This window comes from Carboxylicivirga linearis, from assembly GCF_018271995.1.
Taxonomy (GTDB): Bacteria; Bacteroidota; Bacteroidia; order Bacteroidales; family Marinilabiliaceae; genus Carboxylicivirga; species Carboxylicivirga linearis.
The window spans coordinates 1-21,627 of the sequence record NZ_JAGUCO010000026.1 but is presented as its reverse complement, the minus strand read 5'-3'; the positions used below and the strand labels follow the sequence as shown (position 1 = coordinate 21,627).

19 protein-coding genes and 1 rRNA gene are annotated in these 21,627 nt (G+C 34.4%); 12 read left to right on the top strand and 8 right to left on the bottom strand.

From position 1 onward, the window contains the following. The first annotated feature begins 49 nt into the window (after window positions 1-49). From KEM10_RS20190 to KEM10_RS20160, 7 genes are all read left to right on the top strand, one after another. Complete coding sequence (locus tag KEM10_RS20190; protein WP_212218817.1) at window positions 50-1,219, top strand: THUMP domain-containing class I SAM-dependent RNA methyltransferase; 1,170 nt, start codon at window positions 50-52, stop codon at window positions 1,217-1,219. 22 nt (window positions 1,220-1,241) lie between these two features. Further along, a complete protein-coding gene (locus KEM10_RS20185) occupies window positions 1,242-2,195 on the top strand; it encodes an NAD(P)H-dependent flavin oxidoreductase (RefSeq protein ID WP_212218814.1) in 954 nt (317 codons plus the stop codon). Beyond that, entirely contained in the window at window positions 2,195-3,433 is a 1,239-nt protein-coding gene (locus KEM10_RS20180) for a M16 family metallopeptidase (RefSeq protein WP_212218811.1), read from the top strand. Before KEM10_RS20185 ends, KEM10_RS20180 begins: the two co-directional genes overlap by 1 nt. Window positions 3,434-3,439: 6 nt before the next feature. Beyond that, on the top strand, window positions 3,440-4,717 hold the full coding sequence (locus KEM10_RS20175; RefSeq protein ID WP_212218808.1) for a M16 family metallopeptidase: 1,278 nt from the start codon (window positions 3,440-3,442) through the stop codon (window positions 4,715-4,717). 163 nt (window positions 4,718-4,880) lie between these two features. Further along, window positions 4,881-7,097 carry a RelA/SpoT family protein gene (locus KEM10_RS20170; RefSeq protein WP_212218805.1) on the top strand — a complete coding sequence of 739 codons (2,217 nt, stop codon included), beginning with the start codon at window positions 4,881-4,883 and terminating at the stop codon, window positions 7,095-7,097. Window positions 7,098-7,176: 79 nt separating this feature from the next. Beyond that, window positions 7,177-7,638 (top strand): Fur family transcriptional regulator, encoded by a 462-nt coding sequence (locus KEM10_RS20165; protein ID WP_212218802.1) that lies wholly within the window; start codon window positions 7,177-7,179, stop codon window positions 7,636-7,638. A gap of 201 nt (window positions 7,639-7,839) precedes the next feature. Continuing rightward, entirely contained in the window at window positions 7,840-9,099 is a 1,260-nt protein-coding gene (locus tag KEM10_RS20160) for an adenylosuccinate synthase (RefSeq protein ID WP_212218799.1), read from the top strand. A 50-nt stretch (window positions 9,100-9,149) separates the two neighbouring features. Here the strand turns inward: KEM10_RS20160 and KEM10_RS20155 are convergent, their stop codons facing one another. Next, complete coding sequence (locus KEM10_RS20155) at window positions 9,150-9,656, bottom strand: GNAT family N-acetyltransferase (RefSeq protein WP_212218796.1); 507 nt, start codon at window positions 9,654-9,656, stop codon at window positions 9,150-9,152. 56 nt (window positions 9,657-9,712) lie between these two features. Between KEM10_RS20155 and KEM10_RS20150 the strand changes: the two genes are divergently transcribed. Continuing rightward, window positions 9,713-10,801 carry an alanine racemase gene (locus KEM10_RS20150; protein WP_262897944.1) on the top strand — a complete coding sequence of 363 codons (1,089 nt, stop codon included), beginning with the start codon at window positions 9,713-9,715 and terminating at the stop codon, window positions 10,799-10,801. Here the strand turns inward: KEM10_RS20150 and KEM10_RS20145 are convergent. Next, a complete protein-coding gene (locus KEM10_RS20145; protein WP_212218790.1) occupies window positions 10,798-11,469 on the bottom strand; it encodes a potassium channel family protein in 672 nt (223 codons plus the stop codon). The genes KEM10_RS20150 and KEM10_RS20145 overlap by 4 nt on opposite strands. Before the next feature lie 98 nt (window positions 11,470-11,567). Between KEM10_RS20145 and KEM10_RS20140 the strand changes: the two genes are divergently transcribed. Together KEM10_RS20140 and KEM10_RS20135 are read left to right on the top strand one after the other, a co-directional pair. After that, entirely contained in the window at window positions 11,568-12,959 is a 1,392-nt protein-coding gene (locus tag KEM10_RS20140; protein ID WP_212218787.1) for a hypothetical protein, read from the top strand. 16 nt (window positions 12,960-12,975) lie between these two features. After that, a complete protein-coding gene (locus KEM10_RS20135) occupies window positions 12,976-13,965 on the top strand; it encodes an LPP20 family lipoprotein (RefSeq protein WP_212218784.1) in 990 nt (329 codons plus the stop codon). A 75-nt stretch (window positions 13,966-14,040) separates the two neighbouring features. On the opposite strand, the gene nadC is transcribed toward KEM10_RS20135, so the two are convergent. Continuing rightward, window positions 14,041-14,883, bottom strand: a complete 843-nt coding sequence (nadC, locus tag KEM10_RS20130) for a carboxylating nicotinate-nucleotide diphosphorylase (RefSeq protein WP_212218780.1) — start codon at window positions 14,881-14,883, stop codon at window positions 14,041-14,043. Beyond that, window positions 14,876-15,280, bottom strand: coding sequence for a DUF4783 domain-containing protein (locus KEM10_RS20125; RefSeq protein ID WP_212218777.1), 405 nt, complete (start codon window positions 15,278-15,280; stop codon window positions 14,876-14,878). The genes nadC and KEM10_RS20125 overlap by 8 nt, the downstream gene beginning before the upstream one ends. Before the next feature lie 194 nt (window positions 15,281-15,474). On the opposite strand from KEM10_RS20125, the gene rlmH reads away from it, so the two are divergent. After that, window positions 15,475-15,948 carry a 23S rRNA (pseudouridine(1915)-N(3))-methyltransferase RlmH gene (gene rlmH / locus KEM10_RS20120; RefSeq protein WP_212218773.1) on the top strand — a complete coding sequence of 158 codons (474 nt, stop codon included), beginning with the start codon at window positions 15,475-15,477 and terminating at the stop codon, window positions 15,946-15,948. 91 nt (window positions 15,949-16,039) lie between these two features. Next, complete coding sequence (locus KEM10_RS20115; protein ID WP_212218770.1) at window positions 16,040-19,738, top strand: ATP-binding protein; 3,699 nt, start codon at window positions 16,040-16,042, stop codon at window positions 19,736-19,738. Here KEM10_RS20115 and KEM10_RS20110 read toward each other — a convergent pair. From KEM10_RS20110 to rrf, 4 genes are all read right to left on the bottom strand, one after another. Next, window positions 19,726-20,100, bottom strand: coding sequence for an RDD family protein (locus tag KEM10_RS20110; protein ID WP_212218766.1), 375 nt, complete (start codon window positions 20,098-20,100; stop codon window positions 19,726-19,728). The two genes, KEM10_RS20115 and KEM10_RS20110, sit on opposite strands and share 13 nt — an antisense overlap. A 20-nt stretch (window positions 20,101-20,120) precedes the next feature. Next, entirely contained in the window at window positions 20,121-20,699 is a 579-nt protein-coding gene (locus KEM10_RS20105) for a response regulator transcription factor (protein WP_212218764.1), read from the bottom strand. A gap of 4 nt (window positions 20,700-20,703) precedes the next feature. Continuing rightward, complete coding sequence (locus tag KEM10_RS20100) at window positions 20,704-21,444, bottom strand: hemerythrin domain-containing protein (RefSeq protein WP_212218762.1); 741 nt, start codon at window positions 21,442-21,444, stop codon at window positions 20,704-20,706. 109 nt (window positions 21,445-21,553) lie between these two features. Continuing rightward, window positions 21,554-21,627: ribosomal RNA gene (gene rrf, locus KEM10_RS25170) — 5S ribosomal RNA — on the bottom strand; the annotation flags it as partial.

The window sequence follows — 21,627 nt, the reverse complement described above, 5'->3', positions numbered from 1 at the left end:
ACAATCTGGGGGAACGAATTCACTCCTACTTTATTACTGATATTAGGGTATGCAATTATTGATTAAAACCTTCCACGGACTGGAAGGCGTATTGGCCGAAGAGCTAAAAGGGTTAGGCGCATCGGACGTTGTTGAGTTAAAAAGAGCCGTTTCGTGCTCGGGCGATAAGGAACTATTGTACAAGGCCAACCTGCATTTACGCACAGCACTGCGTGTATTGGTGCCTATCGCAAATTTCACCGCAAAAAATGAGGATGAGTTATATAGTGAAATAAAAAAGCTTGATTGGTCAAAATACATGACTACCAAAAGCAACTTTGCTATTGATGCCGTTGCTTCTGGAGACATTTTCAAACACACCAAATTTCTGGCATTAAAGACAAAAGATGCCATTGTTGATCAGTTTCGTGAAAGTACAGGCATTCGCCCTTCAGTAAAAGTAGAAGATCCAGATCTACAAATAAATGTGCATGTAGCCAAAGACAAGTTCACCATTTCGCTTGATAGCTCTGGTGAATCGCTTCACCGAAGAGGCTACCGCGATCCGGGTCATAAAGCACCATTAAACGAAGTATTAGCAGCTGGAATGCTCAAGTTGGTTAAATGGCACAAAGAAATTCCATTGATCGACCCTATGTGTGGAACCGGTACTATATTAATGGAAGCTGCCATGATGGCTTGTGATATGCCTCCTGCCTTTAAACGCAAAAAGTTAGGCTTTATGTCATGGGCTGATTTCGATAAAATACTTTGGAATAAGATTTATAGCGAAGCTGAAGAAAAAATCAGCTATCCCCGTGTCAAAATAGTTGGTGGTGACAATAACCCGCAGGCAGTTGATATTGCTAAAAAAACATCACTTGATTTCCGTTTGAATCGTATGATAAGCATTGTTCGTTCAGATATGAAAGAACACATGCCTCATGCATCTCGAGGTATGATGATTACTAACCCTCCTTATGGCGAGCGACTTCAAAAAGAGGATATCAATGGTTTTTACAAGTCAATTGGCAGTCATCTGAAAAAGAATTTCCATAACTGGCAATGTTGGATGATTACATCGAACAATGAGGCCCTGAAACATGTTGGGTTAAGACCTCAACATAAGTACACCTTATTCAACGGTCCGTTGGAATGTAAATTTGTAGGTTACGATATGTTTGAAGGTGAAATGAAAGAGTTTAAAAAGAAAATAAACCGAAGCAGAAGACCTCAATAAGACAAATCACACTCAATCAACTATGAATCGAATTACTGAATTATTCAATATACAATACCCCATAATTCAAGGTGGGATGGTATGGTGCAGTGGCTGGAAGTTAGCTTCAGCTGTTAGTAACCAAGGTGGACTAGGACTTTTAGGTGCCGGATCAATGTACCCTGAAGTATTGCGTGAGCATATTCAAAAGATGAAGCAAGCCACCAATAAGCCTTGGGGCGTAAATGTTCCATTACTATATCCTGATATTGATAAATTAATTCAGATTCTAATTGAAGAAAAAGTAGAGATTGTATTTACCTCGGCAGGTAATCCGGCTAAGTGGACAAGCCTGTTGAAGGAAAATGGCATGACAGTAGTACATGTTATAGCCAATGCGCGTTTTGCAAAAAAATGCGAAGATGCAGGTGTTGATGCAATTGTTGCCGAAGGATTTGAAGCCGGCGGACATAATGGACGCGAAGAAACAACAACCCTAACATTAATTCCACACATTCGAAAAGCAACCTCTTTGCCATTAATAGCAGCCGGAGGTATTGGCTCAGGCAAAGCAATGTTTGCTGCTATGACTTTGGGTGCAGATGGTGTTCAAATAGGGTCGTTATTTGCTGCATCAGAAGAATCATCAGCACATACCGAATTTAAAAAATGCATTGTTGAAACTGGTGAAGGTGGTACCATGCTTTCGCTAAAAAAACTGGCTCCGGTCCGCTTAATTAAAAATGCTTTTTTCGATCAGGTATTCAAAGCCGAGCAAGAAGGAATGTCAACTCTTGACCTTCAGAAACTTCTAGGTAAAGGTCGTGCAAAAAAAGGAATCTTTGAAGGTGATATGATTGAAGGCGAATTAGAAATTGGTCAGGTAGCCTCATTAATTGACGAAATAAAACCTGTTGCAAGCATTTTTGATGAGTTATTAAATGAGTATCGTCACACTCGGCAAGAAGCAGCAAAAAACATAAGATTCGAATTTTAATGATAAACATTGAGAAGCGTACACTTGACAATGGCTTGCGAGTTGTTGTACATGTTGACCGCAGCACTCCTCTGGCAGCCATAAACATATTATTTAACGTTGGTGCAAAAAATGAGTATCCCGATAAAACAGGCTTTGCTCATTTGTTTGAACATTTAATGTTTGGAGGCAGTAAAAACATACCGTCTTACGATGCACCTTTACAACGTGTTGGTGGAGATAATAATGCCTGGACCAACAATGATGTTACCAACTATTATCTTACACTTCCTGCTGATAACCTTGAGACAGGTTTTTGGTTGGAGTCAGATAGAATGCTGGAGCTGGACTTTTCAGAAAAAAGCCTGGAAGTGCAGCGCAAGGTTGTTATAGAAGAATACAAGCAACGCTACCTCAATCAGCCTTATGGCGATATTCCCCTATTGGTAGGTCCAATGGCTTACAAGGTTCATCCATATCAATGGCCAACCATTGGTAAAGACATTTCTCACATCGAAAATGCAACATTGGATGATGTAAAAGAATTCTTTTTCAGTCATTATGCACCCAATAACGCCATTATGGTAGTTAGTGGCAATGTTGACCCCGATCATGTATTTAAATTGGCAGACAAGTGGTTTGGTGACATTCCCAATAGAACCATTGATAAAAAAACGATTCCGGCTGAACCTGAGCAAACAGAAGAACGAAAAACGAGTGTAGAAAGAAATGTTCCAGCTAACATGATTCATATGGTTTACCATATTGGCAGCAGAACAGATGAGAATTTCTACACAACCGACCTGCTTTCTGATGTTTTATCCAATGGTCCTTCATCACGTCTTATCCAAAGTCTGATAAAAGAACAACAGTTATTCAGTGATATCAATGCTTATATATCTGGTGATCATCATCCGGGTTTATATACTGTAACCGGACGATTACTTCCGTCTACTAGTATGGAACAAGCCGAACAAGCCATCCATAATGAATTGGATAAAATAAGTACAGAGAAAGTATCGGATTATGAACTTCAAAAAGTAAAGAATAAAATTGAATCAACTTTGGTATTTTCCGAAATCAACTTTTTGAATAAAGCTATGAATCTGGCACAGTTTGAACTTCTGGATAAAGCGGAAAATATCAACCTCGAAGTAGATAAGTATCGAGCTGTTTCTGCTGAAGGGCTTCTTGATATTGCTCAAAAAACGTTTAAAGCAACTAACCGTTCAACTTTGTATTATCACTCAAAAGGGTAAATTTAAATGCAACTACACCGACATACTGCACCAGAGTTTAAAACCGTTTCTGATTTTAATCTTCTACCGGTTCAAATATTTGAGTTAGATAATGGGATAAAAGTTCACCTGTTAGAAGCAGGTTCGCAGGAAGTTGCCAAAATCGACTTTTTATTTCCTGCCGGATCTATTCAGGCAGCTAAATCCTTACTGGCATCGGTTACCAGCAAGGCCATGATTGAAGGTAGTGAAAAATATACGTCGGCAGAGATTGCGGAAAAGATAGACTTTTACGGAGCTTACATTGGGCAACAAACAGTTTTTCACAACTCTGTTCTTACGCTTATCAGCTTAAGTCATTTTCTTCCGGAAACGTTGGAAGTATTGGAAGACATTGTTAAGCATCCTACTTTTGAACAAAAAGAAATTGACACTATACTGGAACGAAGAAAGCAAGAATATTTAATTGAAAGTGATAAAGTTAAAACTCTTGCTGCACGTGCTTTTACTCAAAACCTATACGGAAAGGAACATCCTTATGGTAACTTTGTTGCCCAGGAAGCTTTTGATGAACTGACACGTGATGAAATTGTAGATTTTCATAAAAAGGCCTACATACCTGAAGGAACACATATCATTATTTCAGGCCAACCGGGTAAAAATATCAAATCCTTATTAAATAAGTATTTTGGGCATAAATGGAATACTAATTCTCCATTACCCGACTGGAAACCAGAAATTTTTCAGGGAACAGAAAAGGAAGTTTTTATTCCCAAAGCCGATGCATTGCAATCTGCCATTAAAATAGGACGACCTCTTTTTAATAAATTACATCCCGATTTTCATGGCATACAAATTTTGAACACTATACTGGGAGGTTATTTTGGCTCGCGTTTAATGACTAACATTCGTGAAGAAAAAGGGCTAACCTACGGCATTTCTTCTTTTATAATGACCTATAAGCATACCGGCTTTTTGGTTATTTCAACAGATGTTAGGGCAGAAAACCGAGAGCTGGCAGTTAAAGAAATTTTTAACGAGATAAAAAGACTTCGGGAAGAAACTATTTCAGAGGAAGAATTAACATTGGTGCGCAACTTTCTAAGTGGAGATATGATACGCAACTTCGATGGTCCATTTGCCACTTCTGATAATTATCGTGGCTTAATTGATTTGGAGATCGAACCTGAGTATTTTAATGACTTTTTTAATGTACTAATGCGAATAACAGCTGAAGGTATTAAGGATTTAGCACAAAAATACTTGCAGGAAGCAGATTTTATTACCGTTGTGGCAGGAAAATAAAGCTTCAAACACAATTTTATAACCTATTGCTTTTTAGCTAATCAGAACAATACACATTCTAATATTGTCTTAAATTCTCAAGACTTCTTAATTCAATGTTTTTTAGGCATTGTTTGAATGATTGGAAATAAGTATTTTAGTTCGCTTTAAACAAGACTACTGAATGACAGAACGGGAAGAAGAAAAAATGATCCGAGATCAGTTTGAAGCATTATTAGCAGGTTGTCCGCGATGCCAGACTGAAGAGAGCAAAAAGCTAATAACCAAAGCTTTTGAACTGGCACATCACGCACATAAAGGAATGCGCCGCAAGTCAGGAGAACCTTATATTCTTCATCCCCTCGAAGTTGCTCGTATTGCATCAGAAGAAATTGGCCTGGGTTCAAAAGGTATTATCGCTTCCCTATTACACGATGTGGTTGAAGATACCGATTATACTGTTGAGGATCTTCAAAACATGTTTGGAGAAAAAATTGCTTCCATTGTTTCTGGTCTAACTAAATTGGAAGGCGTTTTCGATCAAAGTGCTTCTTTACAGGCTGAAAATTTTAAAAAGCTTCTGCTTACCATGGTAGAAGATGTGCGCGTCATCCTTATTAAACTGGCCGACCGCTTGCATAACATGCGCACACTAAAGTCAATGCCCGAACGCAAGCGATTAAAAATTGCCGGTGAAACAATTTATTTCTATGCTCCTCTTGCTCATCGTTTAGGTTTATATGCCATTAAATCGGAACTGGAAGACTTGAGTCTGAAGTATGAACTTCCTAAAATTTATGAGGAGATTAGTCTAAAAGTTAAGGAAAGTGAAGCCAAGCATGTTGAATTTATCAAGGAATTCAAATCTCCGATAGAACAACGTCTAAGTGCAGAAGGCTATGAATTTGAAGTATTTGGCCGGCATAAATCCATCTATTCCATCTGGAATAAGATGCAGAAAAAAGATGTTCCTTTCGAAGAGATATATGATATACTGGCAATTAGGGTAATTTTCAAACCCAAAAGTTTATTGCCGGAGAAAACCCAATGTTGGGCGATCTATTCAATGATTACCGACATTTACAAACCCAAACCGGACCGTTTGCGCGATTGGGTTTCAACTCCAAAGGCTAACGGTTACGAGGCATTACACAGCACTGTAATGGGACCCAATGGAAAGTGGGTTGAGATACAAATCCGCACTACACGTATGGATGAAATTGCCGAACGTGGATTTGCAGCACATTGGAAATATAAGGCACAAGAAGAAAAAGAATCAGAATTGGATCGCTGGCTAAATATGGTAAAAGAGCTTTTAGATAACCAGGATACTGATTCCCTTGAGTTTTTAGATGATTTTAAACTCAATCTTTTCTCGTCGGAGATGATGATTTTCACGCCCAAAGGAGAGGTTAAAGTTTTACCGACGGGAGCCACAGCCCTCGATTTTGCATTTGACATTCACACCGACATTGGATATAAGTGTATTGGAGCTAAAGTAAACTTTAAACTGGTTCCTCTAAGTCATCAACTAAAAAGTGGCGATCAGGTTGAAATTATTACTTCAGAAAAACAACAACCTAAGTACGATTGGCTTAATTTTGTTACTACTGCAAGAGCCAAAGCCCGAATTAAAGATGCTTTTAAAGAAGAAAGAAAAGAGCTAATAGTCAAGGGTGAAGAAGTTTTAGAAAAAGCCCTTAATAAGAAAAAACTTACTATCAATGCTCGTATCCTTCGTAAGATTATGAATCACCATAATGTTTCGAAGCGTGATGAATTATATTTTCAAATAGGTAGAGGTACGCTTAAGCTTGATAATCTGCACAAGGTACTTAGTACTAAATCGAGCAATAAATGGATTAAATACTGGAAACTATCTTTTGGTAAAGGAGGAAATAAAGAGGAAGAGCAGCAAGAACCAGAAGTAGTACCAAAGAAAAAGCAGCTAGTCCTCTCCGATGCGGATGAAAAGGATCAATTTAAGATTTCAGAGTGTTGTAATCCTATCCCAGGAGATGATATTCTTGCCTATGTAGACGAAGATGAAAAAATTATTTTGCATAGCCGTAAGTGCCCTGTCGCAATAAAACTGATGTCTAGCCAAGGCGACAGAATTGTTTCTGCCCAATGGGAATCTCACAAAATACTATCCTATCTGGCTTTAATTAACCTATCTGGAATTGATAAAATTGGAATTGTAAATAAAATTACTCGTGTAATTTCCGAAGATCAAAACGTTAATATGCGTTCCATCAACATCGAAAGTCACGATGGAATTTTTGAAGGAAGCATTTATTTATACATTCATAACACCGAAGATTTAAACAATCTCATACTTAACCTCATGAAGATTAAGGGAATTCATAACGTTTCGCGACAGGAAAGAATTAAAACCTAAAATTTATTTAATCTAAACAAGAGTTTCAATTTAATTAGTTTTTGTCTATTTTTAGGCACTATTTTAATTGAGACTGCATATGAATAATGTAGAAAGCAAGGATGTAGTAAAGCAAATTTTTACTGAATACCTTCAGCGAAACGGACATAGAAAAACACCTGAAAGATACGCAATACTTGATGAAATCTATAGTCGAGAGGGGCACTTCGATATCGAGTCGTTGTACATTTTTATGAAAAATAAAAATTACAGGGTAAGTAGGGCTACGTTATATAATACCATTGATTTATTGCTTGACTGTAAATTAGTCATCAAACATCAATTTGGAAAAAATATTGCTCAATTCGAAAAAGCTTTTGAATCAAAGCAACACGATCATTTAATCTGCACCAAATGCGGTAAGGTAATTGAGTTTTGTGATCCAACCATTCAGAATGTATTAAATAATGCTGCGGGTTTTAATGAGTTTACCGTATCACATCACTCTTTATATGTATATGGTACTTGCAAAAGTTGCGCTGAATCAAAAGATAAAGCTTAAACGAACTTTTATAAAAAATAAGACATAAAAAAGGATAGCTTTTAAGGGATTATCCTTAATTTTACCAATCGGAATTTCGGGTGAACCGGGAGTCCGATTTTTTATTGTTTATACGTATACAAAAAAGAAACTACCTTAAAAATAACTTATCGTAGTTACTAAACTAATGGCCTGATGGCCAATGACTAAAAAGCACAAGAAATGAAGGTTGATGTATTACTGGGACTTCAATGGGGAGACGAAGGAAAAGGAAAAGTAGTAGATGTACTAACTCCTAAATACGATGTCATCACTCGTTTTCAGGGAGGGCCAAATGCAGGTCACACACTTGAATTTGATAACTTCAAACATGTTTTACACAATATCCCATCAGGAATATTTCATTCCAGTAAAGTTAATATCATCGGAAATGGTGTAGTTTTAGATCCTATTACTTTCAAAAGCGAGATTGATTCATTGAAAGAAAAAGGCTACGATATCACTGACAACTTGTATATTTCAAAGAAAGCTCATTTAATTCTTCCTACTCACCGCATCTTAGATGCTGCTTCTGAAGCATCAAAAGGAAAAACCAAAATTGGCTCTACTCTAAAAGGTATTGGTCCAACTTACATGGATAAAACGGGTAGAAATGGGTTAAGAGTGGGAGATGTTCTTCTTAATTTTGAAGAGAAGTATGCTGCATTAAAGGATAAGCATATTAAAATGCTTAGCATGTACGACTTTGAATATAATGTTGAAGAATTTGAAAAAGGATTAGCTGAAGGTATAGAATTACTTAGAAGCTGTAAGCTTATCGATAGCGAACACGAGATTAACAAATATATAAAAGAAGGTAAAAGCATTCTTGCAGAAGGAGCTCAAGGAACGCTTTTAGATATTGATTTTGGATCGTATCCATTTGTAACTTCATCTAATACGATTTGTGCTGGAGCTTGTACCGGTATGGGTGTTGCTCCTAATAAAATAGGTGAAGTGTTTGGAATTTTCAAAGCCTATTGTACTCGCGTTGGCAGTGGTCCATTTCCAACCGAATTATTTGATGCAGATGGCGATGAAATGCGTAAAGCAGGTAATGAATTTGGTTCTACTACAGGTCGTCCTCGTAGATGCGGATGGATTGATTTGGTTGCCTTAAAATACGCAGTTATGATCAACGGCGTTACTCAGCTAATAATGATGAAAGGTGATGTTCTAAGCTGTTTTGATACTATCAAAGTGGGTACCGGATATAAAATCAACGGAGAAGTAACTGAAGAATTCCCATTTGAATTGCCTGAAAAAGTTGAAATGGTGTACGATGAGTTGCCAGGCTGGAAAACTGATTTAACTGGTATTAAATCAGAAGCAGACTTCCCTAAAGAACTTTCGGATTACATTGCCTACTTAGAAGAAAGACTGGAAGTACCAATTAAGATTGTATCTGTTGGTCCGGATAGAGAACAAACTATTGTTAGATAACAATTTACAACATATAAAAGAAGAGCCGGTTTTAATAAATTCCGGCTTTTTTATTGTTTATTTATCTCATATCGGGCTACAACAACAGGCTCTTTATAAAATTCTATTTCCTTCTTTTCGTAGTCGTAGAGTTCTTCATTATTTACCAATTGAAAGCCCATTTTAAGAAAAAGATTTATTGAAGGGGTATTGGCTAACTTTATTATGGCAATAACATTTGCAAATTTTTCTCTTTGAACGAATTTTATAGCCGATAGAACAACCTTCTTTGCAATATGACGCTTACGATATATACTTTTTACATACAAATCATAAAGTAAGCAATACTGAAAATCTTTTTCCTGATATCTTCCAACCATCACACTTAAATTTCCCATTGCATTCTTAGATGAATTTAAAGGAGTAAAAATCCTAACCGGAAGGCTCGTATTCAAATGATTAAAATAACTCAGTTCATTTTTTACCAATACTTTTTTTGCTTTTTTATTACTTAACTTATAATAAGTGTAAATAGCATTAAGCATTACTTTCCTTAGAGTAAAATAAAACATCTTCATGCCTAAAAATAATTGTTCTTTATTGCATTCGCTATCTTTACACAAAATTTAATACAATGCTTACTCGTCCGAAATTATTAATAGATAAAAAAAAATGCATAACCAATATTAACCGAATGGTTATAAAAGCAAAAGAGAATAATGTACTCTTACGCCCTCATTTTAAAACACATCAATCTGCCAAAGTTGCTGAATGGTTTAAGGAATATGGTGTTGAATGCATTACAGTATCATCTGTTAAAATGGCCGAGTATTTTGCAAACCATGGATGGAAAGATATAACCATTGCATTTCCGGCTAACATATTGGAGTGGAAAGAAATTAACACACTTGCAAATTCAATCAATGTTAATATTGTTGTTGAATCTATTGAAAGCATTCTTTTTCTTGAATCAAAACTAACATCTCCTGTTGGTGTGTACATTAAAGTTGATACCGGATATGGCAGAACAGGAATAAATGCGGATGATTTTGAGACTATTCTCAACTTGCTTAAACGACTAAAAAATAGTAAAAATCTAATATTTATAGGTTATTTATGTCATGCAGGACATACCTACAACACTTCTTCAATTGCCGAAATTGAAAAGATTAATAAGCTTGCTAAAGAACAGTTATTGGCATTAAAGACGTTTATGGCATCTGAATTTCCGCTGGCGGAGATTTCATTTGGAGATACCCCTTCCTGTTCTATCCTGAATGATTTTTCTGACTATCATGAATTACGTCCGGGAAACTTTGTTTTCTATGATTTAACACAACACTCTATTGGTTCTTGTAAACTAGAAGACATTGCAGTGGCACTGGCCGTTCCGGTGGTAGCAAAGCATCCTAAAAGAAATGAAATAATTGTACATGGAGGTGCTGTTCATCTTTCTAAAGACTCATTAAAAGATAAAGATGGAAATACTTATTACGGAATAGCAGTAAAACTAAACGGAAACAAGTGGGATGTTAATAAGAAAATAGGAACCGTTGTAAAAGTATCACAGGAGCATGGTATTATAAAAGTGGAGGATCATATCTTGAAAGAAGTTCAAATTGGAGATCTTATAGCCATATTGCCGATTCATTCTTGCCTAACAGCAAACTTAATGAAAGAATACCAAACTACTGACGGCGAAAATATATCCATGATGATTTAAGAATCAGATTTATCGCCTAATGAAAGTAATCTTCCAATTAGAAATGCCATAATGGTAACCAGATAAATCTGACCACAAAGAGTTACAAATATGGCTATTGCTTTTGCTTGTGGAATTTGAGGAAGTAAATCACCATATCCAAGGGTCGACATGGTTACAAAGGAATAGTAAAACGGATCATAAAAATGTAATTCAGCACTAGTGAAATTAAACGCTCCGGTCTGTATTAACAAGGTAAATTCTATCAGTGATCCAAAGGCTATTCCAAGTAATAAATAACCATTAATAGCCTCAATAATGGTTAGTAAACTAATATCTTTTTTTTTCGATACCTGACCAATAAATCGAAATACTCTATTCAAAAAGAAAAAAACAAGTAACAATCTGGATATATTGTATAATACCGTAAGGTTCAACAACCTTGATCCCCCTATTACGGCCAGAATGATAATTACCTGAAAAATAACAATTATACTTTTGTTTTCACTGGTGGCATATACTGAAATTGTGATGATAACAACCAGACAAATATCAAATATTTCACTCGTAAAAAGATTAGTAATAAATGGAAGAATAAAAAGCGTAAATAGTATTACGGCAAATAATCCATAATTACTTATTCGTAATTGAAACTTCTTTATCCATGGTATTATCCAATTTTTCAACATAAAATGAAGTTTGATAGTACACAAATCTAATTTAATAGGACGAAAAATGGAACACTTTTTCTTAATTATCGTTGAACAGACTATCTAAGAAAAAAATAATGGGGAAAATACACTTTATCATTTTATTAATGAGCGTTATTGCTTTTTCATCATGTAAAAGTAAACGCCTTGTAAATAAAGCCACAAAATTTGATGATGCCGGTTTATACATGGATGCTGCACAATTATATTACCAATCCTTAGCAGCCAACCAAAACAATATTGATGCTAAATTGGGACTGCAGAGAACTGGACAGTTAGTTTATGAAGACAAAATAAAATTATTTAAAACGCAGTATACTAACGGCAATACTAAAGATGCTGTTTATGCCTATTTAGATGCAGACAAGTATTTTAATAAAGTATCAGTGCTTGGCATAAAACTTATTGGTCAGGAAGAGCAACTTACCTATTTCGAAGAGGTTAAAGATAAATACCTTGGCGAGCTTTACCAATCAGCCCGTCAAGCCTTGAGTCTAGAAGAATTCGCTCAATCCGAAAGTCAATTTAACGAGATTCTTTCAATCGATGCCAATTATAAAGATGCCAAAAGTCAATGGATTGTTTCAAAATACGAACCCATCTATCGAAGAGCCAACAAACTATATAATACCCAACTTTTCAGAAGTTCGTACTTCGACTTTGATATTATTAACAAGGGTACCAAAGGATATAAAAATAGCATTGAATTACAGCAAGCGGCTTTAGACAATGCCCGGTTAACCATTGCTATCCTACCCATGCAGATGCGCTCCCGAAGTTATCAGACAAATGCTACAAAATGTATACAATCTGTTTTTAATGGTATCCAAAGCATATCATCCCCATTCTATCAGGTGATTGATTCAAAATCAATTCAGACTATAAAAGACTGGGATCAAATAAAGGATGCTAATATGGCCATCCAACTTGCAAAAAAATGGGGGCATCGATTTGAAGCAAAAAGTATTCTTCAAACTGATATGACCCGACTAAGTAAAAGACAAAGCCGACTATCAAAAGTTGAGAAAAAAGGTTATTTAAAAAAGACTATTGAAGTAACCAATGCTTCAACTAACCAGAAGGAGAAAAAGGTTGTATACGAAAAAGTAAGATATTACGAATACAAGCAGACAAGCTCATTACTGATGGAGGTGAATTATTCCTTAACTCGCATTGATAAGGATGAGTTAGGAGTATCAAACACCTTTTCTGCTAATCTGTCAGATGAAATTCATTATGCCAAATTTGATGGTGATTTCAAAAAATTAGTGCCAGGATACTGGAAATCTGCATCAACAGATTCCGACGATGACAAAATATATGACGACGAATCGTCCATAGCTAAATTACATAGTTTGTTTAAAAATAAGCAAACCTTAAAATCAACTTACGACCTGGAGAAGGAAGCCTATGCTAATTGCGCTACTCAAATAACCGATGATCTCATAAATTACAAACCTGAAAACTAACACCCTCTTAAACACAATGATTAGAGTTGCATACATCATCTTAATTTTGACACTAATTACATCATGTCAATCAAAGAAGAAACAAGCTGAATTGCTTGAAATGTCAAAACCCACCTGGCTTAAATCCAGACCCGTCTCCAATAACTACTTTTATGGTATTGGAATTTCATCTAAAGTTGGTGGAGAACAATATTATCAAAACAGATCTAAGGAAAAAGCTCTGGCTGATTTGGCTCAACAAATAAGTACAAGAATTAAGAGTGAGACCAACTTAATAAAGACTGAAGACAATAAAGGGGTATATGAATACATTCAAAGTAGAATTAATGCAACTTCTAATGAGTTTTTAGAAGGATATGAATTTGTTGATAGTTGGGAAGATCTTTCAACGTACTATACCTTTTATCAATTATCGAAACAGGATTTTTATACATTAAAAGCGGAACGTAAAAACAAAGCCATTGAATTTGCCTGGTTAAAAATAAATCAGGCACAGGAACAAAAGGCTCAGATGAATCTGATTCAATCTCTTCAACTATATGCTTCTGCAATTGATGCATTGAGTGGCTATCTGAATGAAGAAACCTCAAAAACTGTGAATGACGAAAAAATTGATTTATTTGAAACTTCAAGAAGTAGCATTTTAAACATTATCAAGCAGCTTAATGTAAGTTGCTCTAAAAAAGAAATTATAGGTAAAACCGGGACTACCATCCCTTCTGATAAAGCTACAATAGAGGTTCTATGGAGTAATAGAAAAGCTGAAGGAATTCCCGTTAAATTTATCTATTCTGCTGGATATATAATAAATGAAATACAAGTAACTGATGCGAAAGGTAATGTTTCAACTCCAGCATTAAACTTCAATCAAAAAGAGAAGGAACAATTAGTTGCAGAAATTGATTTTGTCAGTTTGGGTAGAAAAGTCAGTAAAAACCTTCTAGTTCGTCAATTAATAGAAAAGCAAAAGAAACAATCGTGCCTTACAGATATCTACTTCAGATAAATTTATTTAATAGAATATTGCAGAATAAAAATGGGGCCTGATAAGCCCCATTCTATATTTTATTAAAATTTTATCTTAAAAAGCCTTCAGGCTTAAATCAAGGCTTTTGATATGATGCGTTAATGCACCCACCGAGATATAATCAACCCCACATTCGGCATAATCGCGCAAAGTATCAATAGTAATGCCACCAGAAGATTCTGTTTCAAAACGTCCATCAATCAGTTCAACAGCCTTTCTTGTGTCATCTGTTGAAAAGTTATCAAGCATAATTCGATGAATACCTCCAACTCTTAGTACCTCATTTAATTCATCAAAATTGCGCACTTCTACCTCTATTTTAATATCCTTATTATTCTCTTTCAAATAGTTTTTAACGGCAGCTACGGCTTTTTCAATTCCTCCGGCAAAATCAATGTGATTATCTTTTAACATCACCATATCATAGAGTCCCATTCGATGGTTTACTCCCCCTCCAATTTTAACGGCTTCTTTTTCAAGAATACGCATGCCAGGTGTTGTTTTTCGCGTATCCAAAACCCGTGTTGACGTACCTTCTAAACGTATAACGTATTCATTGGTACGGGTTGCAATTCCACTCATTCGCTGCATTACATTCAGGACTAATCGCTCTGCCTGTAGTAACGACCATACCCTACCTTCTGCATGCAAAACAACATCACCGACTTTTATTTCAGATCCGTCGTTAATAAATTTCTCAACTTTAATGGCTGGATCTACCTTATTAAATATTTTAATACCGATTTCGCATCCGGCTAAAATACCTTCTTCCTTAACCAATAACTTCATCTTCCCTGTTGCGTCTTGCGGAATACAAGAACGAGAGGAATGATCACCATCACCAATATCTTCCTTAATAGCAAGGTTTATAAAGGTGTCAATTAATTCATTATTCATCTTGTTTCTCAATTCTAAGTTGGTGAATCAATAATTTAGAGTTCTGCATTTTAGTAAGAAAAGTGAATCGAAAATGACTCTTGGATGAATCATAATTACCGATGGCGAACGAAGCATTTTCTTTTTTACCTTTATGAATAATTTTAAAACTATCTACCGGATACTGATTAAAAAAATCCTTCAATACCATTTCAGCCTGTTTTTTGCTATACACACCTGTTTTAGATGGTAATACAATTTCAATATTTCCATAAAAGTTTTGAGATAAGGCTTCAGAATCTCCCTTTTTAATGGCATTAATAACACTTGTTGAAATAGCATTGTCGTTTTGAGCATTGGTTGGAATACTCATTGCCATTGCCGTAATAATAAGAACCAGATAAGTAAGAAACTTCATAATTATGATATTTGGTTTGTGTTCTAACAATCAAAAATCACGCCCTTTTCTAACTTTTTTCTTGCTAATTCAAAATCATCCAATTGTTTTTTACGAACACTCACTAACTTTAGCAACAAAAGTATTCAAATAGCATTACTAACCATCAATTTTTAATCGTTTTATTTTTAATTGACTGTTAACACTACATACGTATGAAAATAGATTTAGTTATGATAGGTAAGACCGATGAGAAGTATTTATTAGAAGGAATTGATAAGTATTTAAAACGCTTAAAACATTATATTTCCTTTAAAATGACTACTATACCCGACATCAAAAAAACAAAAAACTTAAGCGAAGACCAACAAAAAAAATTAGAAGGAGATCAAATCCTATCTCAGTTACAGCCTGGCGATCATTTGGTTTTACTGGATGAAAATGGGAAAGAATTTAACTCTGTAGGCTTTGCTGGTTTTATTGAAAAGAAGATGATAGCCGGATTTAAACGTATTGTTTTTGTTATTGGTGGTCCTTATGGTTTTTCTGATGAAGTTTATAAAAAAGCGAACCAAAAAATAAGCCTTTCTCGTATGACCTTTTCTCATCAAATGGTTAGGTTATTTTTTGTTGAACAAATTTACCGGGCAATGACCATACAAAAAAATGAGCCCTATCATCATCAATAAAGTAATTGTTTTATAAATAGCACAGTTTTTGCATATCTTTAAACATACAGATATAAAAATATTGACTTAAATCCAGATTGATTAAAGCTATATGGCGAAACACAAACCCCAGATCATCACCTATTTTATATTAGCTATTTTGCTGTTTACAATGGGTAAAGTGGTTGAAATTTATTTTGATGAGGAATATTCTCATACCGAAGATATTCAATCTGTTCAGAAGCTTATTTTGCAAACGCAAGAATCGCTTGAAAAAAACCTGAACACTTTATCAAAAGAAGATATTACAAACGTAAGTCATCTTTGGGATCTTATGGATTCGCTATCCAAAACGGATAATATTTATTACCTATTTCGTGATTCTATTCCTGTAGCCTGGTCTTCTTCTATTATTCCATTAGATGAATATTATACTGAATCGAGTAGTATCAGCATTCGAAAATTTACAAATGGATGGTACATTACTTCCAGTCTTAAAGTGGGTGATAATGTATGGATAGCTTTTAATCGGATAAAAAAAGAATACAGTTATCAGAATAGGTTTTTATCAAATAACTTCTCTAATTATAGCACTCTCAATTCTCGGCCAAACATCTCTTTAAATCAATCAGAAAATCATCATTTTAACATAACAGATAAAGAAGGAAATTTTCTTTTCTCCTTGTTTTTTGATGCAAAAGACAATCACATACCCAAAATCAGCATCTTCCTATTCTTGATAAATATAATTTCAATAATACTTCTACTAGTCGGTGCTGATCGCTTTTTCAAAAGATTTGGTAATTCAAAAAACAGTAATTATTTATTTATTCCTGCCATTATATACCTTTTCCTGATTTATCTATTATTTATAAATTATTCAATACCTGAAGCATTTTATTATACCACCTTCTTCTCACCTGCTACCTTTGCCGTATCAGAATGGCTTCCTTCTCTTGCCAGTCTCGAAGTGTTTGGAATATTAATATTATATTGGAGTTTCTGGTTTTATAAATATTTTAAAAAGCCAAGAGCCCTTGATAAATTACATAGCAATCGCAAAGCTTATTATTTCAATACCTTTTTAAGCGTCTTCTTTACTTTAAGCTATTTCCTCTTTATTAATGATTTAATTTACATGCTTGTTCGTAACTCATCTCAAGCATCCATCTTTTTCAATATTGAGGATTTAAATGAAGTTTTTGTTTTTAAGTTATTGATTCTTGCACAATTATTTCTGGCTTTTGCTTTTGTATTTGAAAAATTAATATCTAATTACAAAACAAATTTATCTTACGTCGGTTTCTTCCTGATTAGTTGTTTTAGTTACCTTGTATTTTGGTTATTAAGCGATATAATTCACTATGATATACACCCAAGTAGTCTGGCATTTTTCTTACTTATAGGAGGAATATTATTTACAGCTAAACGTAAGACAAAAAACAAGCTAAGCTATGGTACTTTTATTTTCTTAATTTTTCTGGTTTCAGCTTTTAATATTTTTCAACTTTATCAATTCAATATTAAGAAAGAAGCCAAAAACAGAGAATTATTAATTGAGAATCTTTCCTTTCAATTACTTCGGGAAGCTGATCCGGTTGCGGAAATGTATTTATCCGAGATTGAATCGAGACTCTTTAAAGATGATCAATTAAAGGAATTATTATATAAGAATAATATTAATGAAGATTTAATTTACGATCATCTTAGAAAAAACTATTTCTATGGCTATTGGCAAAGATATGAAATTCAAGTTACTACATGTTGGCCAGGAGTAGACCTGATAATGGAACACAATAACGAAACAACCAACTGTTATTCTTATTTCGACGATGTAGTTCTTGAATTTGGACAACAGATACCAAGTAGTAAGCTATTCTATTTTTTAGATAACGACAACGGTCAAATATCTTATTTTGGCAAAGTTTGTTTTTTTAAGGATGACCCTTCGTATGAAACAACTTTGTTTTTTGAGATAAATTCAAAACCTGCCTTTTCAGGATTAGGTTATCCTGAACTATTAACAACAGAACAGGAGCAAATAAATCTAAGTAACCTAAAAAATTACTCTTATGCCAATTACATTGACAATAAACTGGTAAAACAAAGTGGAAGTTTTAATTATCCTTCTAAAAACAATCGTTACTCTGCCAATGTAGGTGAAAAAATATTTGCCAATGAGGATAAAATGTCACATTTAGTATACAGCCCAAATAAAAATACCACGATCGTTTTAAGTCGAATACAGGTACGAAAATTCCATATTATTATGGCATTTTCCACTTTTTTCATTCTATTCTTTTTATTGGCATCAGCCATACTTCTGTTCTCAAAACTGAAAAATAACAAGTACCGCTTCTCTTTCTCCATTCAAGAACGTATTCAAATTACATTCGTTAGTCTTGTGGTAATGATTTTGGTTATTATGGGAGTCAGCTCTGTCTATTATTCTGTATACCAGTTTAAGCAAAAAAATAATCAGATGTTATCGCAACGAATACGATCTGTATTGCAGGAAATGGAGCAAAAAATAGTTAGTGAACCTGAATTAAATGATGAAATAGTAGATTACCTTCAATATCTACTTCAAAAATTTTCAAATGTTTTTTATAGCGACATAAACCTTTATCAAATCGATGGCCAGTTACTCGCCACCTCACGACCAGAGTTATACCAAAAAGGATTAACAGGTACCATGATGAATACACAAGCTTATAAAAAGCTCTCGGTTGAAAACTATTCCGAATACATTCATGAAGAAACCATTGGTTCATTGTCATATACATCAGCATACATCCCAATTTACAATTATGAAAATAAAATACTGGCTTACCTTAACTTACCCTATTTTGTTGGAAATAATGAGTTAAAAACAGAAATATCATCATTGGTTGTGGCAGTAGTAAATGCCTACTTATTGTTTGTACTATTTGCCATTGGACTTGCTGTAGTTATTTCAAGAAGAATTACCCATCCATTAATTCTTATTCAGGATAGATTAGCACAAATAAAACTAGGACAACAGAATAAAAAAATTGGATATAAAGGAAAAGATGAGATAGGAAGCCTGGTTAAGGAATATAACCGAATGGTGGATGAGTTATCGGCCAGTGCCGAAAAACTTGCCAAGTCGGAGCGTGAATCGGCATGGCGAGAAATGGCTAAGCAAATTGCGCATGAAATTAAGAATCCCTTAACCCCTATGAAATTAAGTGTTCAATATTTACTTCGTGCATGGGACGAACAGCAAGATTTTGAATCATACCTTCATCGGGTATCTAAAACCTTAATAGAGCAAATAGACCAGTTACATGTCATTGCCAATGAGTTTTCGAATTTTGCTAAAATGCCACAAGCCAACCGCCAAAAAGTGAATATTGTTGAGAAACTTGAAAACGCACTTTCGTTATTCGAGAAAACTGAAAAAGACATTCATTTTCAGCTTCATGTTGATGAGAAAGAATTAACCATTTTTGCAGATAGCGATCAATTAAAGAGTGTGTTTAATAACCTGTTAAAAAATGCTGTTCAGGCCATTCCAAAAGATAAGAAAGGAAATATTAATATTACCATTTCTAAACAAAGCCCCAATGTTCATCTTAGCTTTTCTGATAATGGAAGAGGAATGGATAAAGAAACCAAGAAGAAGATCTTTATGCCTAATTTTACCACTAAATCATCGGGAATGGGATTAGGTTTATCAATTGTTAAAAACATTATTAAAAACAGTGGTGGTGATATATGGTTTGAAACAACACCCAATATAGGAACAACGTTTTATATCGATTTTCCCCTATATCATGGTTCTTGATCAGATGACGAAATAACAGTTGTTTCAGACCATTTCTCTCCAAGGCGATAATCCTTGAAGAAAAAAAGGTAAATTTCGTATAGGTTTAATAAGGGTATCAGTAAGATAATATTGCGTATTAATGATTTCTCAGGATGCTGCTCCATTGATTCGTTATGAGGTAACCGAACTAATCTGATTTTAAATATTCGTCTGCCATAACTTTGCCCTTTTATAAAAGGCATTGCATCCTTAAATAAAAAATAAATTAGTCCGAAGATCCACCCAATTCGAGGAAACAAACTTAAACCAACAGCAATAACAAGATCAACGCTGTAGGCAAACAAACGAGGATAAAAACAACTGGCTTGTCCAAACTTCATAGGCTTAAGTAATAACTCAACTACTTTATATCATTCATTTGTATAATGTTATTAATAATAGCGTAAACTGTCAAACCTGAAACCGTTTTTATTCCTAATTTCCGAGTAATATTTTTACGATGTGAAATGACTGTATGAGTACTAATATATTCCCTTTCCCCTATTTCCTTATTAGTTAATCCTAATGCAACACATTTTAAAATAGATTTCTCTCTAGGGCTTAATTCCTCAGTTTGATCCTCTTCTGATTTATTTTTGGTTACTTCCAGAACCATTTCCTGCAGTTTATCAACCATTGATGCTTTTGATTGCACAATAGAAAACTGATTACCCGAAACATCATCCGGTAATGCCGAGTACAATAAATAACTAACCAAAATATCTTTACTAATAAGCTGCTTGAATTCGTTATACTGTTCTGATGTTAGTACTGCGGTATTAATAAAAATAATATCTGCTTCAAGTTGTTGAATAATATGCAAACAATCTATACCATTATCAGTTATTTTAACTTGATGTACTTCTTTTAATTGATTTAACAGTGATGCTAAGCCTGATGCTACAATGTAAGACGGATCAATTATTAAAACATTTACCATAGCTTTAACCCTGTTTTTTTATAGCTTCATTTAACCTGTATTCCATCTCATGAACTCGCGGAAACAAAACTCCTTCTTCCATATCTGCATGATCAAGTAAATCACTCTCAAGCCTGAATATATCGTAAATAAGATTGTTGTATTCACAATTTTCAACTGGTGGGGGTAAAAACTTAAGAAGAATGTTTTTTAAATCAAATAATGTTTCTTCAATATTATTGTGATCGTCCAGGTAACCAGTTATCGAAAATTCATCTTCACCCAAGCTATCAATCTTTCCGTTTTCAAGATCTTTTATTCTATCTGCTAATTCAATAATATACGGAAAAACATTGGCTTCTTCCTGCTCAATATGCGAGGTAAATTCCCTGATATAATCTCTAAAGAATTTGAGCAATAAACCCATATTTTTTTCTTTAGCATCAACTTGCTTTTCCAGATTAATGATTTGTCGTTCTATTTCAGGAATACGGTATTCAATATAGCATTTATGAGCACTTTTAAGGTAATTAATCAACCAGGTAACGGGAAAATCTTTAAAGTATTCTACTTTAAAATACTCCTTATCATGAAAAGCATTAGCCAGGCTTAAAAAGAACTGCAAATCTACCTCTTGTTCTTGACATACTTCTTTTACAGATTTCTCACGAAATCCCAAAGGAATATTTAATCGTTGAATTACAGCTAACAGTTGAATGTCTTTTTGAACAACATCAACCATCTTCATTTCTCCGGTTATATGCATAGTGATAAATTTTGTTCGAAAATAAACTTTATTTAGATCTCTTACAAATAAGAACAATTAAACCACAAAAAAACCCGTTGCTCATAACTGAACAACGGGTTTCTTAAAAAAAGGGCGGCGACCTACTCTCCCACTTCTACGCAGTACCATCGGCGCTGCCGGGCTTAACTTCTCTGTTCGGAA

Coding starts and splice junctions, on each gene's coding strand:
- KEM10_RS20190 (WP_212218817.1), top strand. CDS start 50: ATGCAATTATTGATTAAAACCTTCCACGGACTGGAAGGCGTATTGGCC.
- KEM10_RS20185 (WP_212218814.1), top strand. CDS start 1,242: ATGAATCGAATTACTGAATTATTCAATATACAATACCCCATAATTCAA.
- KEM10_RS20180 (WP_212218811.1), top strand. CDS start 2,195: ATGATAAACATTGAGAAGCGTACACTTGACAATGGCTTGCGAGTTGTT.
- KEM10_RS20175 (WP_212218808.1), top strand. CDS start 3,440: ATGCAACTACACCGACATACTGCACCAGAGTTTAAAACCGTTTCTGAT.
- KEM10_RS20170 (WP_212218805.1), top strand. CDS start 4,881: ATGACAGAACGGGAAGAAGAAAAAATGATCCGAGATCAGTTTGAAGCA.
- KEM10_RS20165 (WP_212218802.1), top strand. CDS start 7,177: ATGAATAATGTAGAAAGCAAGGATGTAGTAAAGCAAATTTTTACTGAA.
- KEM10_RS20160 (WP_212218799.1), top strand. CDS start 7,840: ATGAAGGTTGATGTATTACTGGGACTTCAATGGGGAGACGAAGGAAAA.
- KEM10_RS20155 (WP_212218796.1), bottom strand. CDS start 9,656: ATGAAGATGTTTTATTTTACTCTAAGGAAAGTAATGCTTAATGCTATT.
- KEM10_RS20150 (WP_262897944.1), top strand. CDS start 9,713: ATGCTTACTCGTCCGAAATTATTAATAGATAAAAAAAAATGCATAACC.
- KEM10_RS20145 (WP_212218790.1), bottom strand. CDS start 11,469: ATGTTGAAAAATTGGATAATACCATGGATAAAGAAGTTTCAATTACGA.
- KEM10_RS20140 (WP_212218787.1), top strand. CDS start 11,568: ATGGGGAAAATACACTTTATCATTTTATTAATGAGCGTTATTGCTTTT.
- KEM10_RS20135 (WP_212218784.1), top strand. CDS start 12,976: ATGATTAGAGTTGCATACATCATCTTAATTTTGACACTAATTACATCA.
- nadC (WP_212218780.1), bottom strand. CDS start 14,883: ATGAATAATGAATTAATTGACACCTTTATAAACCTTGCTATTAAGGAA.
- KEM10_RS20125 (WP_212218777.1), bottom strand. CDS start 15,280: ATGAAGTTTCTTACTTATCTGGTTCTTATTATTACGGCAATGGCAATG.
- rlmH (WP_212218773.1), top strand. CDS start 15,475: ATGAAAATAGATTTAGTTATGATAGGTAAGACCGATGAGAAGTATTTA.
- KEM10_RS20115 (WP_212218770.1), top strand. CDS start 16,040: ATGGCGAAACACAAACCCCAGATCATCACCTATTTTATATTAGCTATT.
- KEM10_RS20110 (WP_212218766.1), bottom strand. CDS start 20,100: ATGAAGTTTGGACAAGCCAGTTGTTTTTATCCTCGTTTGTTTGCCTAC.
- KEM10_RS20105 (WP_212218764.1), bottom strand. CDS start 20,699: ATGGTAAATGTTTTAATAATTGATCCGTCTTACATTGTAGCATCAGGC.
- KEM10_RS20100 (WP_212218762.1), bottom strand. CDS start 21,444: ATGCATATAACCGGAGAAATGAAGATGGTTGATGTTGTTCAAAAAGAC.